The sequence below is a fragment of the Phaeocystidibacter marisrubri genome (genome assembly GCF_008933165.1).
GTDB classification, from domain to species: Bacteria; Bacteroidota; Bacteroidia; order Flavobacteriales; family Schleiferiaceae; genus Phaeocystidibacter; species Phaeocystidibacter marisrubri.
On sequence record NZ_WBVQ01000001.1, the window covers coordinates 950,548 to 963,502 of the forward strand.

Annotated in this window: 12 protein-coding genes; 5 read left to right on the forward strand and 7 right to left on the reverse strand. The window is 44.9% G+C overall.

All coding sequences use genetic code 11. The features are described 5' to 3' along the window. Positions 1–4: 4 nt before the first annotated feature. Positions 5–559 (forward strand): DUF2911 domain-containing protein, encoded by a 555-nt coding sequence (locus F8C82_RS04275; RefSeq protein ID WP_151692315.1) that lies wholly within the window; start codon positions 5–7, stop codon positions 557–559. On the opposite strand, the gene F8C82_RS04280 is transcribed toward F8C82_RS04275, so the two are convergent. Continuing rightward, positions 556–1,803: a cystathionine gamma-synthase family protein gene (locus F8C82_RS04280; RefSeq protein ID WP_151692316.1), complete on the reverse strand. Its 1,248-nt coding sequence runs from the start codon at positions 1,801–1,803 to the stop codon at positions 556–558. The two genes, F8C82_RS04275 and F8C82_RS04280, sit on opposite strands and share 4 nt — an antisense overlap. A 90-nt stretch (positions 1,804–1,893) precedes the next feature. Here F8C82_RS04280 and F8C82_RS04285 point away from each other — a divergent pair, with 90 nt between their 5' ends. Next, on the forward strand, positions 1,894–2,388 hold the full coding sequence (locus tag F8C82_RS04285) for an Lrp/AsnC family transcriptional regulator (protein ID WP_223279438.1): 495 nt from the start codon (positions 1,894–1,896) through the stop codon (positions 2,386–2,388). 540 nt (positions 2,389–2,928) lie between these two features. Beyond that, positions 2,929–4,221, forward strand: a complete 1,293-nt coding sequence (locus F8C82_RS04290; protein ID WP_151692317.1) for a sensor histidine kinase — start codon at positions 2,929–2,931, stop codon at positions 4,219–4,221. On the opposite strand, the gene F8C82_RS04295 is transcribed toward F8C82_RS04290, so the two are convergent. The 3 genes from F8C82_RS04295 to F8C82_RS04305 all read right to left on the reverse strand — a co-directional run bounded on the left by F8C82_RS04295 (position 4,218) and on the right by F8C82_RS04305 (position 7,025). Continuing rightward, the gene (locus tag F8C82_RS04295; protein ID WP_151692318.1) at positions 4,218–5,420 is read right to left on the reverse strand and encodes a retropepsin-like aspartic protease; all 1,203 of its coding nucleotides are present in this window, start codon (positions 5,418–5,420) and stop codon (positions 4,218–4,220) included. The genes F8C82_RS04290 and F8C82_RS04295 overlap by 4 nt on opposite strands. A gap of 58 nt (positions 5,421–5,478) precedes the next feature. Then, positions 5,479–5,655, reverse strand: a complete 177-nt coding sequence (locus tag F8C82_RS04300) for a DUF1508 domain-containing protein (protein ID WP_151692319.1) — start codon at positions 5,653–5,655, stop codon at positions 5,479–5,481. Between the two features lie 167 nt (positions 5,656–5,822). Then, the gene (locus F8C82_RS04305) at positions 5,823–7,025 is read right to left on the reverse strand and encodes an NAD(P)/FAD-dependent oxidoreductase (protein WP_151692320.1); all 1,203 of its coding nucleotides are present in this window, start codon (positions 7,023–7,025) and stop codon (positions 5,823–5,825) included. A gap of 203 nt (positions 7,026–7,228) precedes the next feature. Here F8C82_RS04305 and F8C82_RS04310 point away from each other — a divergent pair, with 203 nt between their 5' ends. Then, entirely contained in the window at positions 7,229–7,750 is a 522-nt protein-coding gene (locus tag F8C82_RS04310; protein ID WP_170266150.1) for a hypothetical protein, read from the forward strand. A 149-nt stretch (positions 7,751–7,899) separates the two neighbouring features. Here F8C82_RS04310 and F8C82_RS04315 read toward each other — a convergent pair whose 3' ends face one another. Then, positions 7,900–8,958, reverse strand: coding sequence for a WD40/YVTN/BNR-like repeat-containing protein (locus F8C82_RS04315; RefSeq protein WP_151692322.1), 1,059 nt, complete (start codon positions 8,956–8,958; stop codon positions 7,900–7,902). Positions 8,959–9,026: 68 nt separating this feature from the next. Here F8C82_RS04315 and F8C82_RS04320 point away from each other — a divergent pair, with 68 nt between their 5' ends. Continuing rightward, a complete protein-coding gene (locus F8C82_RS04320; RefSeq protein ID WP_170266151.1) occupies positions 9,027–10,796 on the forward strand; it encodes a PAS domain-containing sensor histidine kinase in 1,770 nt (589 codons plus the stop codon). On the opposite strand, the gene murQ is transcribed toward F8C82_RS04320, so the two are convergent. Further along, positions 10,781–11,596, reverse strand: coding sequence for an N-acetylmuramic acid 6-phosphate etherase (murQ, locus tag F8C82_RS04325; protein ID WP_151692324.1), 816 nt, complete (start codon positions 11,594–11,596; stop codon positions 10,781–10,783). The genes F8C82_RS04320 and murQ overlap by 16 nt on opposite strands. A gap of 11 nt (positions 11,597–11,607) precedes the next feature. Next, positions 11,608–12,810 carry an RsmB/NOP family class I SAM-dependent RNA methyltransferase gene (locus F8C82_RS04330; RefSeq protein ID WP_151692325.1) on the reverse strand — a complete coding sequence of 401 codons (1,203 nt, stop codon included), beginning with the start codon at positions 12,808–12,810 and terminating at the stop codon, positions 11,608–11,610. Between the last annotated feature and the right edge of the window lie 145 nt (positions 12,811–12,955).

Sequence of the window (12,955 nt, forward strand, 5' to 3'; positions counted from 1 at the left end):
AGTTATGAAAAAAGCATTCAGACGTATACTTCTTGTTTTATTCTCGGTACTGATTCTTGTAACAGGTTTCTTTTACTACCTGAGATACCAAACAAAGCAGGCTTCTCCAGAGGCGGTGGAGTTGTATGAAGAAGATGGTGTGAGAATGGAGGTTCACTATTCTCGACCTTCTAAGAAAGGCCGTCAAATTTTTGGATCACTTGTTCCGTACGGGGAAACTTGGAGAACTGGTGCCAATGAGGTGACCACGTTTGAATCCAATATAGATCTACTGGTGAATGGAAAGCGGTTACCAGCGGGAAAGTACTCCTTGTGGACCATCCCAAATCCCAATGAATGGATTGTGATTTTCAATACGAAAAACAGTGGCTGGGGAGTAGATATGAATGGAAAAGCATCGAGAGACGCTCAGTTTGATATGCTGACGGTGATATCACGACCTCAAACTACGTACGGAATACAAGACACGTTCGCGATTGACTTATCGAGTTCGAACATGAGCTTAAAATGGGATCAAGTGAAAGTTGATGTAACACTTGATCCCGTTTTTATGGATTAGACCTGTTCCAAAGCGTTACGAACATCCTCGATCAAATCATCGGGGTGTTCCAAACCAACACTGAGTCGAACAAGGTTAGCGGCAATTCCGTATTTCTCTTTGTCTTCTTGGGCTACATCGGCGTGCGTCATCGTAGCAGGATGTTCCGCAAGCGACTCCGTTGAGCCTAGTGATACGGCGAGTTTCACCATTTTCAAACCATTCAAAAATTTGAATGCTTGAGCTTCACCACCTTTGATGTTGAAGGCCATCATGGCACCATTGCTCGTAAACTGCTCCTCACGGATTTTACCTTCGCGCTCGTTGCGCTCGCTAGCGTACTTGAGGTAATGAACAACTTCTACCTTTGGATGCTCTTTCAACCAATCGGCAACGATTTCGGCCGTTTGAGCTTGACGTTCCATTCGGATAGAAAGTGTTTCTAAACTTCTCATCAGCAACCAGCTGTTGAATGGAGACCCCATATTGCCCAAGAATGTTCTCAAAGTTTTGATGCGTGTAATCAATTCGGCTGAACCTACCGCAGCACCAGCAACAACATCGCTGTGCCCACCGATGTACTTGGTAGCAGAATACAGAACAAGGTCGGCTCCAAACTCACTCGGCTTGCAGAATACAGGTCCCATGTACGTGTTGTCCACAATCAGTGGAACCTTCTTTTCACCGGTTTCAAAGTGCTTTGCTACGCGCTTTGAATTTTTGATACAGATTAGCTCTGTAGTTGGATTAGCTGGGGTTTCGATGTAAACCGCTGCAACGCGATCTGACCAGCCTTTGGCTTCAATTCGGGCAATGACCTCTTCGTGACTCTCTCCTGGATCCATACCCAATGAATCGATACCGTACTTTGGAAGTACGTGGTGAATGAAGTGGTCGGTTCCTCCATAAAGCGGTGCACTATGGATAAGTACACTGTGAGGAGGTAGCAATTCCAAAAGTGTAGTAGAAATAGCAGCCATACCAGATTCGAATACGGCACCTGCTTCTGCGTTTTCCCAAAGGGTAAGACGATCTTCGAGAATTTCCAAGTTAGGGTTATTCAATCGACTGTAAATCAAACCTGTTGATTCAGCTGGATCTTTTTCACGAAGACCATAGGCTACTTCGAAGAAACGCTTTCCTTCTTCGGCTGTCTTGAAAACAAAGGTTGTGGTTTGAAAGATGGGAGGCTTAACTGATCCTTCTGATAACATGGGATCGTAACCGTACGACATCATTTCACTCTCTGGGAAACGCTTACTCATGGGGTAGAGTTTAAATTTATCCTGTGTATAGCAAAGGTATTGGTATATATTTCTGGATGAATTTTAATTGGGTAGAAGATTCATCTATAAATGGCTAGTTTTGCTACGTATTTAGAATATTTCACTGCCATGGATTCCATAGATCTCAAGTTGATTGCCTTATTGAAAAAGGACGCCAAGATGACCGTAGCTCAGTTAGCGTCGGAGCTTAACCGCTCTCCGACACCTATCTATGAGAGAATCAAAAAGTTAGAAAAGACTGGAGTAATTAGAGGATATACCGCCATTATAGATGGTGTGAAATTGGGAAGAACACTTACTGCCTTTTGCGAAGTGACATTGAAAACTCATGAAGCTGAGCATTTAAAGGCGTTTGAAGCCAAGATCCTAGAGTTAGATGACGTTGTAGAGTGTCACCATATTGCAGGATCTTTCGATTATCTCCTTAAAATATTGGTCAGCGATATTTCCCATTACCAGCGCTTCGTAACCGAGAAATTAACTAGTGTTCCTTATATCGCTCGTTTACAATCCGCTTTTGCTTTAAGCGAGATTAAAGGGACGTGGTCTAAGGTAGTGCAATGACGATGTGAATGGAGTAGTCATTGTCGGAATTAGGAAAGCACACTTTATTTGAGCCCTGTTGTGAAAAGCAAGCAAAGAGAATAGCGAGGGACCACGCGAAAGGATTCGCGCGGTAGTTCTGGGCAGCAGGCTTGAGGTCCATCTACGTCTAAAACCCCGCAAACCCCGCAAACTCCTTAAACCTCAAACCTCAAACCTCAAACCTCAAACTCTCAAACCTCTCAACCTCATTTCCAACCCTTCCGCACGAATCCATTAGTGCAAAACTTAGTAGTCACTAGCTGTTTTCGTTGGAATTAGTGAAGCACACTCCATTTGAGCCCTATTGTGAAAAGCACGCAAGAGAATGGTCAGGGGCCACGCGAAAGGATTCGCACGGTAGTTCAGGGTAGTATGGCCTGTGGTAGTAACCACCTACGCCTTAAACCCCTTAAACCCCGTAAACCTCTAAAACCCCTTAAACCCCTAAAACGCCTAAAACTTCTACCCACCCAAAACCCCCAACCCTTCCATCTTTTTCCTTAAATTGACCTACTACCTATGAAAAAACTGTGGACACATCTATTGGGAGTGGATGATGGTCTGCCAACGCGGGGAATTGTCTTTAATGCTACGGTTCTCTCCGTGGCTGGACTATTAATCCTTTTTTTACCCTTGTTAATATGGATAGAGCTGTATGAGATCGCCATTGTAGATGGCCTCGTGATGGTTATGCTCATACTGGCTTGGACAATTTCGCGATTCTTCGGTCTCACCAATTTGGGATTGATGATTGTCGTCTTTAGTTCAGTAGTAGGTGTGATCTATTCATTTATCGCAAAAGGGGGGATTAATGGACCTGCTTATGTACTTGCCCTCGTTTCCTTTGTGGCGGTTATAGGTTTGGTGCATGAAAAGTATCAGATTTGGGTTTATGCAGGACATTTGATCTTGCTCGCCGGCATGTTTTATTACGATTATGCTACCCCCGTAGATCAAGAGGTGTATTCAAGTGTAGAAAATGAATACATCGACTTCTTTTTTACTAGCGGCATTAGTTTAACCATCGTTTTTGTCCTGTATTCGCGCACGATCAATGGATACCAAAGATCTTTAGAATCCCTACAGGAGAAAAGTTTGCAGAATACAACTCTTACTCAATCATTGGAGAAGAGCAATGCGGAGAAAGACCGACTCTTTTCTGTGCTTGCGCATGATATCCGTAGTCCTATGGCGAGTATTGAAGGAGCGATGGAGTTGATCAGCAACGACAGATTAAACAAGGAAGAGGTAGTGGAGTTGTCCAAGGAGCTCTTGGATATGACGCGAAGCACTATGTTCCTGGTTGAAAACCTACTGTATTGGTCGAGGAATGAATTGGGGGCAGATGTGGTTGTGAAAGATCACTTCTATTTGGAAGATGTATTCCGTCAGATTAGATCCATGTTTTATCCTCTTGCCAAACAGAAAAAGGTTCAATTGAATTTCAATATCACACCGGGTATCTACCTTGAGAATCACAGAAATGCGATGGAAGTGATTTTTAGAAACGTGGTCCACAACGCGATAAAATTTAGTCCGAAGGGCGGTGCTGTAGAGGTTTACACCAAGCGAAGGGACAATCATGTTCTTCTGTTTATTGAAGACGAAGGGAAGGGACTATCTCCGGAAGCTTTTTACTCAGATCAAGCAATCCCCTCTAGCTCAGGGACATCTGGTGAAATGGGGTCGGGTTTAGGATTGAGAATCACTAAAACGCTATCATCCAAACTAGAGATTCCCGTTTATGTCACTACTCCCATTTCAGGGGGAACGCGATTCTGTTTTGAGCTGTCAAGCATCCAGCCCTCTTAATTCTCATTCAAAAGCTCCCCTCTGGGAACGTGTTTTTGATAGGTGAATACGCTTCCATCACTATACTGAATGGTGAGGTTCTCTTCATTCCTTGAGAAGAATAGTATCATCTTCAAGTATCCACAATCCGTATTCAATAGGTCCTTTGCTGTGCGACCATTTATCGAATAAATGATTTTTTCCATTTCAGCTCCATCTTGATGGGCTTGGGATTGAAGATTCAGATTGGCAACATATAATGTAGAATCTCTCAAACCAGGCACGAATCCATATGAACGGCTGAGGACAGCGTCACTCTCAGCTTCCCCAAGATAGAGTCGTTCATTCTGACCATCAATAATAAAGTGCCTATTTCCAAAGGCGCTCATTCCAATTTTGCGCTCTACTTTATCACTGAAATCAACATTGGAGAGCAGGGGGATGCCAGCAACTTGGACTGTGTCGTTATAAACCCGGTAAACAGTGTCCAGCACATTTCCATAAACACCCTGTGTGGTGCCGTCTATTTGGGTCACGAAGCGCTTAGAATTCATGTGCGGATTCATGGCGGATTTCTTCAAGTCAAGTCCTCCAGTGGAGCCAGAGTCGAAGAGTACACCACCGTATCTCACTCCATTGTAATCAAGAGAGAGCACAGGTGCTTTTCTACCTGTCATTTCTACATTTTCATAGGTGCGGTTTCCTCGTAAATCGCTTATGGATCCTACTAAAATAGTGTCACCAGGGTGGTATGCCCATTGCGCGTTCCGAATCACATGATATCCCAAAATGCCATCACGAGCCATGCAGGGTATCATGCTGTTCTCAGGGAAAGGAATAATGGCGGCAAGAACATCCGTATAAACTCCATTTCCCAATTGTAGGGTATCTAGATTGATCACCGACACTTCGTAAGACGATCCTTGAGAATCTCCCAATTTCATGGTTTTATCCGATGACAAGCCCAATTCCTTTGCTGTATTTGAATTCAAAACAGTGAGGTTTGCTCCAGTGTCAAAAATGAATTCAAGTGGTCTCGGATGATTGTTGACCTTAACGTAGACCATCATCAACCCCATCTTGTTTTCTACATGTAGAGTGTCGTTAACAGGGGCATTGACCAACTTAGCGCGGTAGATGTCCCTTCGGATACTGGCACTTCTAAAAAGGCCGCACCCGGTGAGTAACAAGAAGAGTAAAGCATAAAGGGAAAGGCGCATGGGTCTGTTTGCTTTGAGAATAGGCGAGGCTTACCTATGGGTTAAAGTTAGCTCCGTATTATTCCCAACCGTTTCTCTCCGCATTGTCAACACAATCTTGTCGGTTGTGATATCCCTGAGAACTCGCTCCAACAATGCGTCCGTTCACAGCGGTTCTTCTCCATCGCCACAGATCGGCTTCGTCTTTGTAAAATTCCCAAGTGTCTCTTTCTGGATGTGGATTTGCTTCTGACATAGTAAGGTATTTATGTGAAGGTAAGGAATTGGTTGGTTTTTTTAGAAGCTAAGTCAATAGTCCGAGGCTCCAGACGACCGAAGACAAAAAAAGGTCCCGCCGGGAGGCGGAACCTTTCTGCGTGGCATCTCCATGCCACACGCGCCGTGCTCTGCACGTTTGCACGTCTACGGTAAGAAGCTATAACCGTGGCGTGTCTTCCAGAGGAAGTATTTCTCAAACAAGACTTTGTTAAAGTCGTAAAGCACGTTCGGTATCATGACCGCAAAGCTTCTAGGTTTGAAAAGGTGATTACTGATAATCAATACCTCTTTTTTACCAGCATCCATGACACAGAGTCCAGGGATAGCGCCCCATGCTTTTTTGATTAGGTTTTTATCTCCTTTGTGAACCTTGATGATATTCTTGGCTACAATTTTTCCTGTTTCATCGCTTGGGTAGCCTGTTTTAGGGCTACCAAAAGGAACTTTACCCGGGGTGAAGGGAAGTTTAACATCTACTGCAATTCCGGCTGCCCAAACATTGGGATATACCGGGTGACGGTAGTCTTCACCCACTGGAATATAACCTGCAGCTGTTGCTCCCAATTGTGGACTCTTTGTGACGAAGTCCACTCCAATAAATGGCGGCATCAACATCGTGAATGCATGTGGAAGTTCTTCACCATTGGTCAATGTAATGGTATGGGCATCCATCTTTTCGACACCAACTTCAGTGTGGAAGTGGATGTTAAACATGTTCATGAAGGTTTTGAGCATGGTTTCAGCACCGACCATTCCATCAATTCCAAAGTGACCTACGTACGGTTCTGGAGTAATCCAGTGGAGATCCACCTTTTTGCGAATTTTTTTATCGCGAAGCCACTTTTCAAAGTTGAAGAGGAACTCATAGGCAGCACCCATACAGCCAGCGCTTTGGGTAGCACCAATGACTACGGGGCCAGGGTTCACTTCAAACTCTTCAAGTCTTTTGCGAATATCCATCGCTCCTTTTGGAGTGCCTATATATGTGGCGTATTCCGCAACGCCTGGAGCTACGTCGTATTTAACTTTAGGTCCTGTGGCAATGACAAGTTCGTCATAGTGGACATCTCCTTTGTCGGTTCTAACCATGTTGTGGTCAGGGTCTACTTGTAAAGCCTCCGCAAGCATGAAGTCGACTCCTTTTTTCTTGAAGATGACATCCTTGCGGATAGTGATGTCTTTCATTTCTCTTCTACGGAAAGGCACCCAGATTAAACTTGGAATAAATAGGAATACGGGGCTCTTGTCAATTACCAAAACCTCATATTCATCTCCACCGCGGCGCTTTACCTCTAACGCGGCGGTGAAGCCGGCAAAATTGCCTCCGATTACTACTGTCTTTTTCATGGCGCGTTAATTTTCATAGTGAAAGTACACCTTACTATTGGGGGATATCGTGACCCTCATCACCTTAAAACATGATTTATGTCAACTTTTATAACTCACTAAATCAGCATGTTACAACATTGATTGAAAAAAAGTTGGGCTAGAGGAAATCCAAGGTGTGGAGTAGTGGCGTAGATGAATCATAACCCATTAAAAAAACAATGATGAAGTATTTTAACGCTTTTGCATCTACAACTGCTAAATTGACTTTAGCACTCGCTATTTCACTAGGAATGGCATCTTGTTCTAAGGATGACGACATGAAGGAGGATCCAAAGCAATCCATGACGTACAACTATGCATTCAGTGATGCATATAGTGGGTCTCACGCCAACAACTTTAGCGCAAAGATGGAGGTAGAAGAGATTGATGACAATTCGTCTAAGATCACAGTGACCTTGATGAACACAATGGACGGTGAAATGTACATGGTACATGCACACGATGCGGCAGATCCAGCCAATACGCCAAATGGAACGCCGTACAACGAGACTCCGAATTCAAATGTATTTGTTCAAATGGGAACAGGAAACGGAGGAACCATCACGTTGTCTCAAACGGCTAACATGTCATACGAAGACATCACGGCAAATTATGAAGCCTTTTTTGTAGTGCACGATCCAACACAAAGTATCAGCACTACAGACATTTCAACTTACCTCGTAGTAGGCGCGTTCGCACGCTAATCTCTGCGATGGTTTTTGGGGGAGAACGGTCAGAGATGGCCGTTCTTTTTTTGATGTTGTGGCGTGGGATGGGTGTCTGATGTCTGATGTCTGATGATGGATGATGGATGATGGATGATGGATGACGGGTGATGGGTGACTGACGCCTTCTACGGTAACAGCTCTGTAAGATTAACCACTCTACCATTGCTACCTGCGGCCCATAGTTCTCTTTTGTTTGGGGGAGATGCTAGAACGTGAAAGCCTTCCTTGGTGAGAGAAGTCCACATCAAACCATTGGCAGAATAGTCTACACCATTGGGCCCACAGCATACGAAAGATTGGTCGCTGAGTTGTATGATGCAGCTTCGGTATCCACGAGGAGGATCGGTAAACTCAACAAAGTTGTACTGGCCATCAACCAATCGCAAAACCCCTCCATTTCCGTGGGTAGCATCAGGAAATCTGTAATCGCCCCCAACAAATAAAATGTCGCCTTTGTGGTTGAGGGTAGCAGAGTAAATGCCAAAGGTGTTACTGGTATCCGTTTGGAAGGTGCGGTTTAGACGAGAGTCTGTGCTTCTCATGCCATTAGCACCGCCTCCCGTAAAGAATGTAATTCGAGAATCTTCACAGATCAATCCAGAACCAGATGCAGCAAAAGCGACTTCGTTGGGGTGAGCAGAATAGGAAGTTTGAGGACTCCAGCGCGTCCAATTCTCTCCGTAGTCATGGGTACCAAGGATGGTCCATTTTCCATCTATTGGATCGCCGATAACAATACCAGAGCCGGAGGAGTTGAAATCCATGTTGTCAAAAAAAGTAGAAGGATGATCCAATTGGTAAACTTCCACCCAGGATTTACCACCGTTTGTCGTTTTCCACAGTATTCCTGGACTTTCAATTCCCATTGCGATGGCTGTGTTCTCATCCCAAGCTTCGATATCTCTTATTTCGCCATCAAATCCCGCAATATGTCCGGTATCCCAAGTTTCACCAGAATTGGAGGAGTGTGCCCAGAAGCCGTGCTGTGCAGCAATCCAAATGTTCGATTCATCGGGGGCATCCATTGCGCGAAAACTGTAATTCGTATCACCAAAAGGAGCGCGGTCGGAACATGAAAATAGCACCAGTGATAGTAGGGCAAAGCTTACAAGTTTTATGGGCTTCAAGCCGTACATTTTGAGGCTGTTCTTTGGAGTACTTTCAGAAAAACTGTTATAGTTCATGCTTAACGCTTAGGTTAAAAGGATTTATCCTCGTATTTTCGGTCGGCTTTCTAAAAAATCGAGTCACTTTGAAATCAAAAATTAAGACAAATACAGATTGGTTTTCGCACTATTGGGCGGACCGTAATTCTGTATGGGTTCGAGTGACTAAAGATAACAACGTTGAGGTTTTCCCCGGTGGTCAGAATATTCTGCCACTTCCCGAGGGCGATGCTCTGGACCTAGGCGAATTGCCAACATCTTTGATTTCAGCTGTTTACCGAGTTCGAAAGTCGAGGGCTACAGAATGGTTACAGTTTACTGGGAGAAACGAACGTTGTCTTTCAGCACGAGTAGAGTTCAAAGCGGATGCTTCGGTCTTTATCGATATCGATCTTCGTTGTCAGCCGAACTTTGATTGGAGCAGGTACGATGGGTTCTCGGTAGGAGTATTGATCGCGGATGCTTCCAAGAATTTAGTGTATGCCAACGAAAGTGCAGCGAATCTCCTGGGGTATTCGACGGCGCAAGAGGTACTCTTACAAAATCCATCTGAGCTCTTACATCCAGACGATTGGCAAAATGTGAAACGTCTTTTTGCGGAACGACGAGCAGAGGGAAGTAGTCATATTGAAGATGTTTTCCGATTCCGTAGAAGAGAAGGTGGAGACAAGTGGCTCAAAGCCGTTGTTTCTCCTATAACCGACCCCAATAATGTCATCACGCACTACATTTCTGTCATTGTCAGTATCAATGAAGAGAAGCTAATCGAACACCGCTTGATTCGAAGCGAGGAGCGATTGAGATCGATCTTCTATCGCGCTCAAGCTGGGGTGGTATTAGCCAATTCTCAAGGAAGAATTATTGCGGCCAACAGTGCTTTTTGTGAAATGGTCGGATTTGAGTCAGAGAGGGAGGCGCGTAGAGTTTCCTTACCAGAGGTGACGGTCGCTGAAGACCGGATTAGGGAAAAGGAGCTTTTTGATGATCTGCTCCAGAATCGCAGATCCCACTATAGAATCGAGAAGCGCTACATTCATCAGGATGGTCATACGACTTGGACTGATGCCATTGTAAGTGCGATTTATGAAGATGGAAAAGACGAACCAGTCAACTATATTTCCATCGTTCAGAATATACAACAAGCCAAAGAGAACGAACAGCGCATGCTAGCGCTTAACGAGTTGAAAGATAAATTCTTCTCTATCTTAAGTCATGATTTAAAGAACCCAATTGCCGCGGTAATTGGACTGAGTGATCTGGCATTGCACAGCGCTAAGGAAGGCAAAATGGACGATGTACTTGAAATGCTGAACATGATTCAAGTAAGTTCAAATCGCGTTCATGATCTCCTCATCAATGTCTTGGATTGGAGTAGAAGTCAACAAGGAAGTCTTACGTTTTCTCCAGAAGAGGTTTCATTAGATGCCATCATCGACGAAGTTTCTGATCTCTTGGAACTCTCCTGTCTTCAGAAAGAAGTCAACTTGATCACTGATATTCCTAGTGGTACATCTATTAAAGCAGATATTCACATGTTGAAGAGTATTCTGCTGAATCTCACTACAAATGCACTGAAGTATACAGAGCGAGGAGGGGAGATTGTCATAAAGGTTGAAAAAACGGGTTCGGGTTTTTTCTTTTCGGTAGAAGATTCTGGTATTGGGATGTCCGTCGATCAATTAGAGCGACTAAAACACATGGAGCCACCTCAGAGAAGCAATGGCACCGAAGATGAACCTGGAAGTGGATTGGGACTTATCCTCGTGAAAGAGTTCGTCCAAGCCCACGGATCAGAATTAATGGTGGTCTCAGAAGAGGGGAAAGGTTCAACGTTCAGCTTTTATTTGCCTTCATGAGCCTCTATGGCCTTGCGCACGCTTCCGTGTTGAACCAATAGCGCATTGGCTTCTTCATAGGGAAGCTCAGTACTGTCCATAATCATTCGTGTTCCTCGATCTACTAGCTTGTTGTTACTGAGGTGCATATCCACCATTCTGTTTCCTAGCACACGACCCAAGCGAATCATCACGCCGGTAGAAATCATATTTAATATCAATTTCTGGGCGGTACCAGCCTTCATGCGAGTGGAGCCCGTAACAAATTCTGGTCCAGTAACGGCAACGAGCGGTATTTCAGCGGCGGTAGTAACGGGAGCATCAGGGTTGCAAGTGATACACGCGGTGAGGAGTCCATTTTTTCTAGCCTCATTGAGTCCGCCAATTACATAAGGTGTGGTGCCACTTGCAGCAATTCCAATGACGGTATCGTTGGTGCCAATGGCGTGCTCCGTCATGTCTTTCCATGCTTGCTCGGTGTCATCTTCTGCAAATTCAACCGCCTTTCGCATGGCGCGATCTCCACCGGCAATGAGTCCAATTACCCATCCATGAGGGACGCCAAAAGTTGGGGGACATTCGCTGGCATCTACTACACCAAGCCTTCCGCTCGTACCCGCGCCGATGTAGAACAATCGCCCACCCATTTTCATTCGTTCGGCAATCTTATCCACTAATTCTGCAATGATGGGAATAATGGGTTCGATAGCCGCAGGAACCTTGTGATCCTCGCGATTGATCCACGTTAGGAGTTGTTCAGTACTTTGCTGTTCGAGATTGTTGTAGAGAGATGACTTCTCTGTGATGCGCTCAAAAGCCATGGGAGATGGGATTAGTCATTTTTGATAAGACGAGCCATGTAGAATCCATCGCCATACTCACATGGATTTACGCGCTCCTCCTGTTCTAGAGTATACTCAGGATGATTCTCTAGAAAATTACGGACTTGATCTTCGTTTTCCGATTTAAAAATGGAGCAAGTGGCATATACCAGGGTTCCTCCTGGGCGAAGCATATTGGAATACCTCTCTAGGATATCCGCCTGTATTTCTAGTGTTCGTTCTAAATGTTCAGGTTGAAGCTTCCACTTTGTATCGGGATCTCGCTTGATGACCCCCGTTCCAGAACATGGGACGTCTAGCAAGAGGGTGTCTGCCCAATGTTCGTATTTAGAAATCGTAGTGCGGCTATCGATGGGATGCGTTTTTACGATATTGATACCACTGCGTTGGGCGCGTTTCTCTAATTCTCCTAGCTTCCGTTCTTCGATGTCCATAGAGACAATGCTACCTCTATTCTTCATCATTTCAGCAAGGTGAAGCGTTTTACCGCCAGCACCTGCACAAGCATCGATTACTTTTTGTCCAGCAGTTACACCTGTAAACGGAGCAATTTGTTGCGAACCACCGTCTTGAACTTCAATTCGTCCTTCTTGAAAAGCAGGTAAGTGATTCAGCCGAGGTCTCCCTTCTAAGATGATTCCAATTTCGCTATCCGGCAATTCGGTCACGGTGTGTCCAGCTTCTCGCAGTTCCTCCATCACATCAGCTCGATGAGATTTTAGGGTGTTAACGCGGAGAATAACATAGGCAGGAACGTTGAGGTTATGGGCTATCGCAGCCCAATTACCGCCGAGTTCATTTTCAGCGCGCTCATTGAACCACTCGGGAAAACTCTCTTCAATGCCAATGTTTTTTGGGAGCTCAGCCAATCTACTTGGGAGGTCGAAATCTCGAATGGAATCAAACTTTGGCCAATCTGGTAAATCAATTCCCTTCCAAAGGAAGTATACACCGACTAGCTTCCAGAGCGACTTTCTCTTGGTGGATGGCTCCATGTCTAACAACCACCATAAGAATCGCCAGTTGCGCACAATTTCATAGGTGTGTTCAGCAACAAATGAACGGTCTCTAGAACCCCACTTTTTGTTACTTCTCAAGATTCGCTCAACCACCTTATCGGCGTAGATGCCTTTGCCAAAACTCGTCTCTAGAGCTTCGATTACACCGGCTACAGTATTCGGAAACATTCGCATGACGCGAAGATAGGGGATAGTGTAGAGGTTTCGGCTGTTAGCTCTCGCTTTTGGCCTCACGGCTCTATCCAACCCCTGAAACCTCTCAAACCCCTCAAACGCCTCAAACCCCTCAAACGCCTCAAACCCCTCAACCCCCTCATCC

Bases quoted from the DNA above. Each gene is read 5' to 3' on its own strand.
- F8C82_RS04275 (WP_151692315.1), top strand. From the start codon at position 5: ATGAAAAAAGCATTCAGACGTATACTTCTTGTTTTATTCTCGGTACTG.
- F8C82_RS04280 (WP_151692316.1), bottom strand. From the start codon at position 1,803: ATGAGTAAGCGTTTCCCAGAGAGTGAAATGATGTCGTACGGTTACGAT.
- F8C82_RS04285 (WP_223279438.1), top strand. From the start codon at position 1,894: ATGGCTAGTTTTGCTACGTATTTAGAATATTTCACTGCCATGGATTCC.
- F8C82_RS04290 (WP_151692317.1), top strand. From the start codon at position 2,929: ATGAAAAAACTGTGGACACATCTATTGGGAGTGGATGATGGTCTGCCA.
- F8C82_RS04295 (WP_151692318.1), bottom strand. From the start codon at position 5,420: ATGCGCCTTTCCCTTTATGCTTTACTCTTCTTGTTACTCACCGGGTGC.
- F8C82_RS04300 (WP_151692319.1), bottom strand. From the start codon at position 5,655: ATGTCAGAAGCAAATCCACATCCAGAAAGAGACACTTGGGAATTTTAC.
- F8C82_RS04305 (WP_151692320.1), bottom strand. From the start codon at position 7,025: ATGAAAAAGACAGTAGTAATCGGAGGCAATTTTGCCGGCTTCACCGCC.
- F8C82_RS04310 (WP_170266150.1), top strand. From the start codon at position 7,229: ATGAAGTATTTTAACGCTTTTGCATCTACAACTGCTAAATTGACTTTA.
- F8C82_RS04315 (WP_151692322.1), bottom strand. From the start codon at position 8,958: ATGAACTATAACAGTTTTTCTGAAAGTACTCCAAAGAACAGCCTCAAA.
- murQ (WP_151692324.1), bottom strand. From the start codon at position 11,596: ATGGCTTTTGAGCGCATCACAGAGAAGTCATCTCTCTACAACAATCTC.
- F8C82_RS04330 (WP_151692325.1), bottom strand. From the start codon at position 12,810: ATGCGAATGTTTCCGAATACTGTAGCCGGTGTAATCGAAGCTCTAGAG.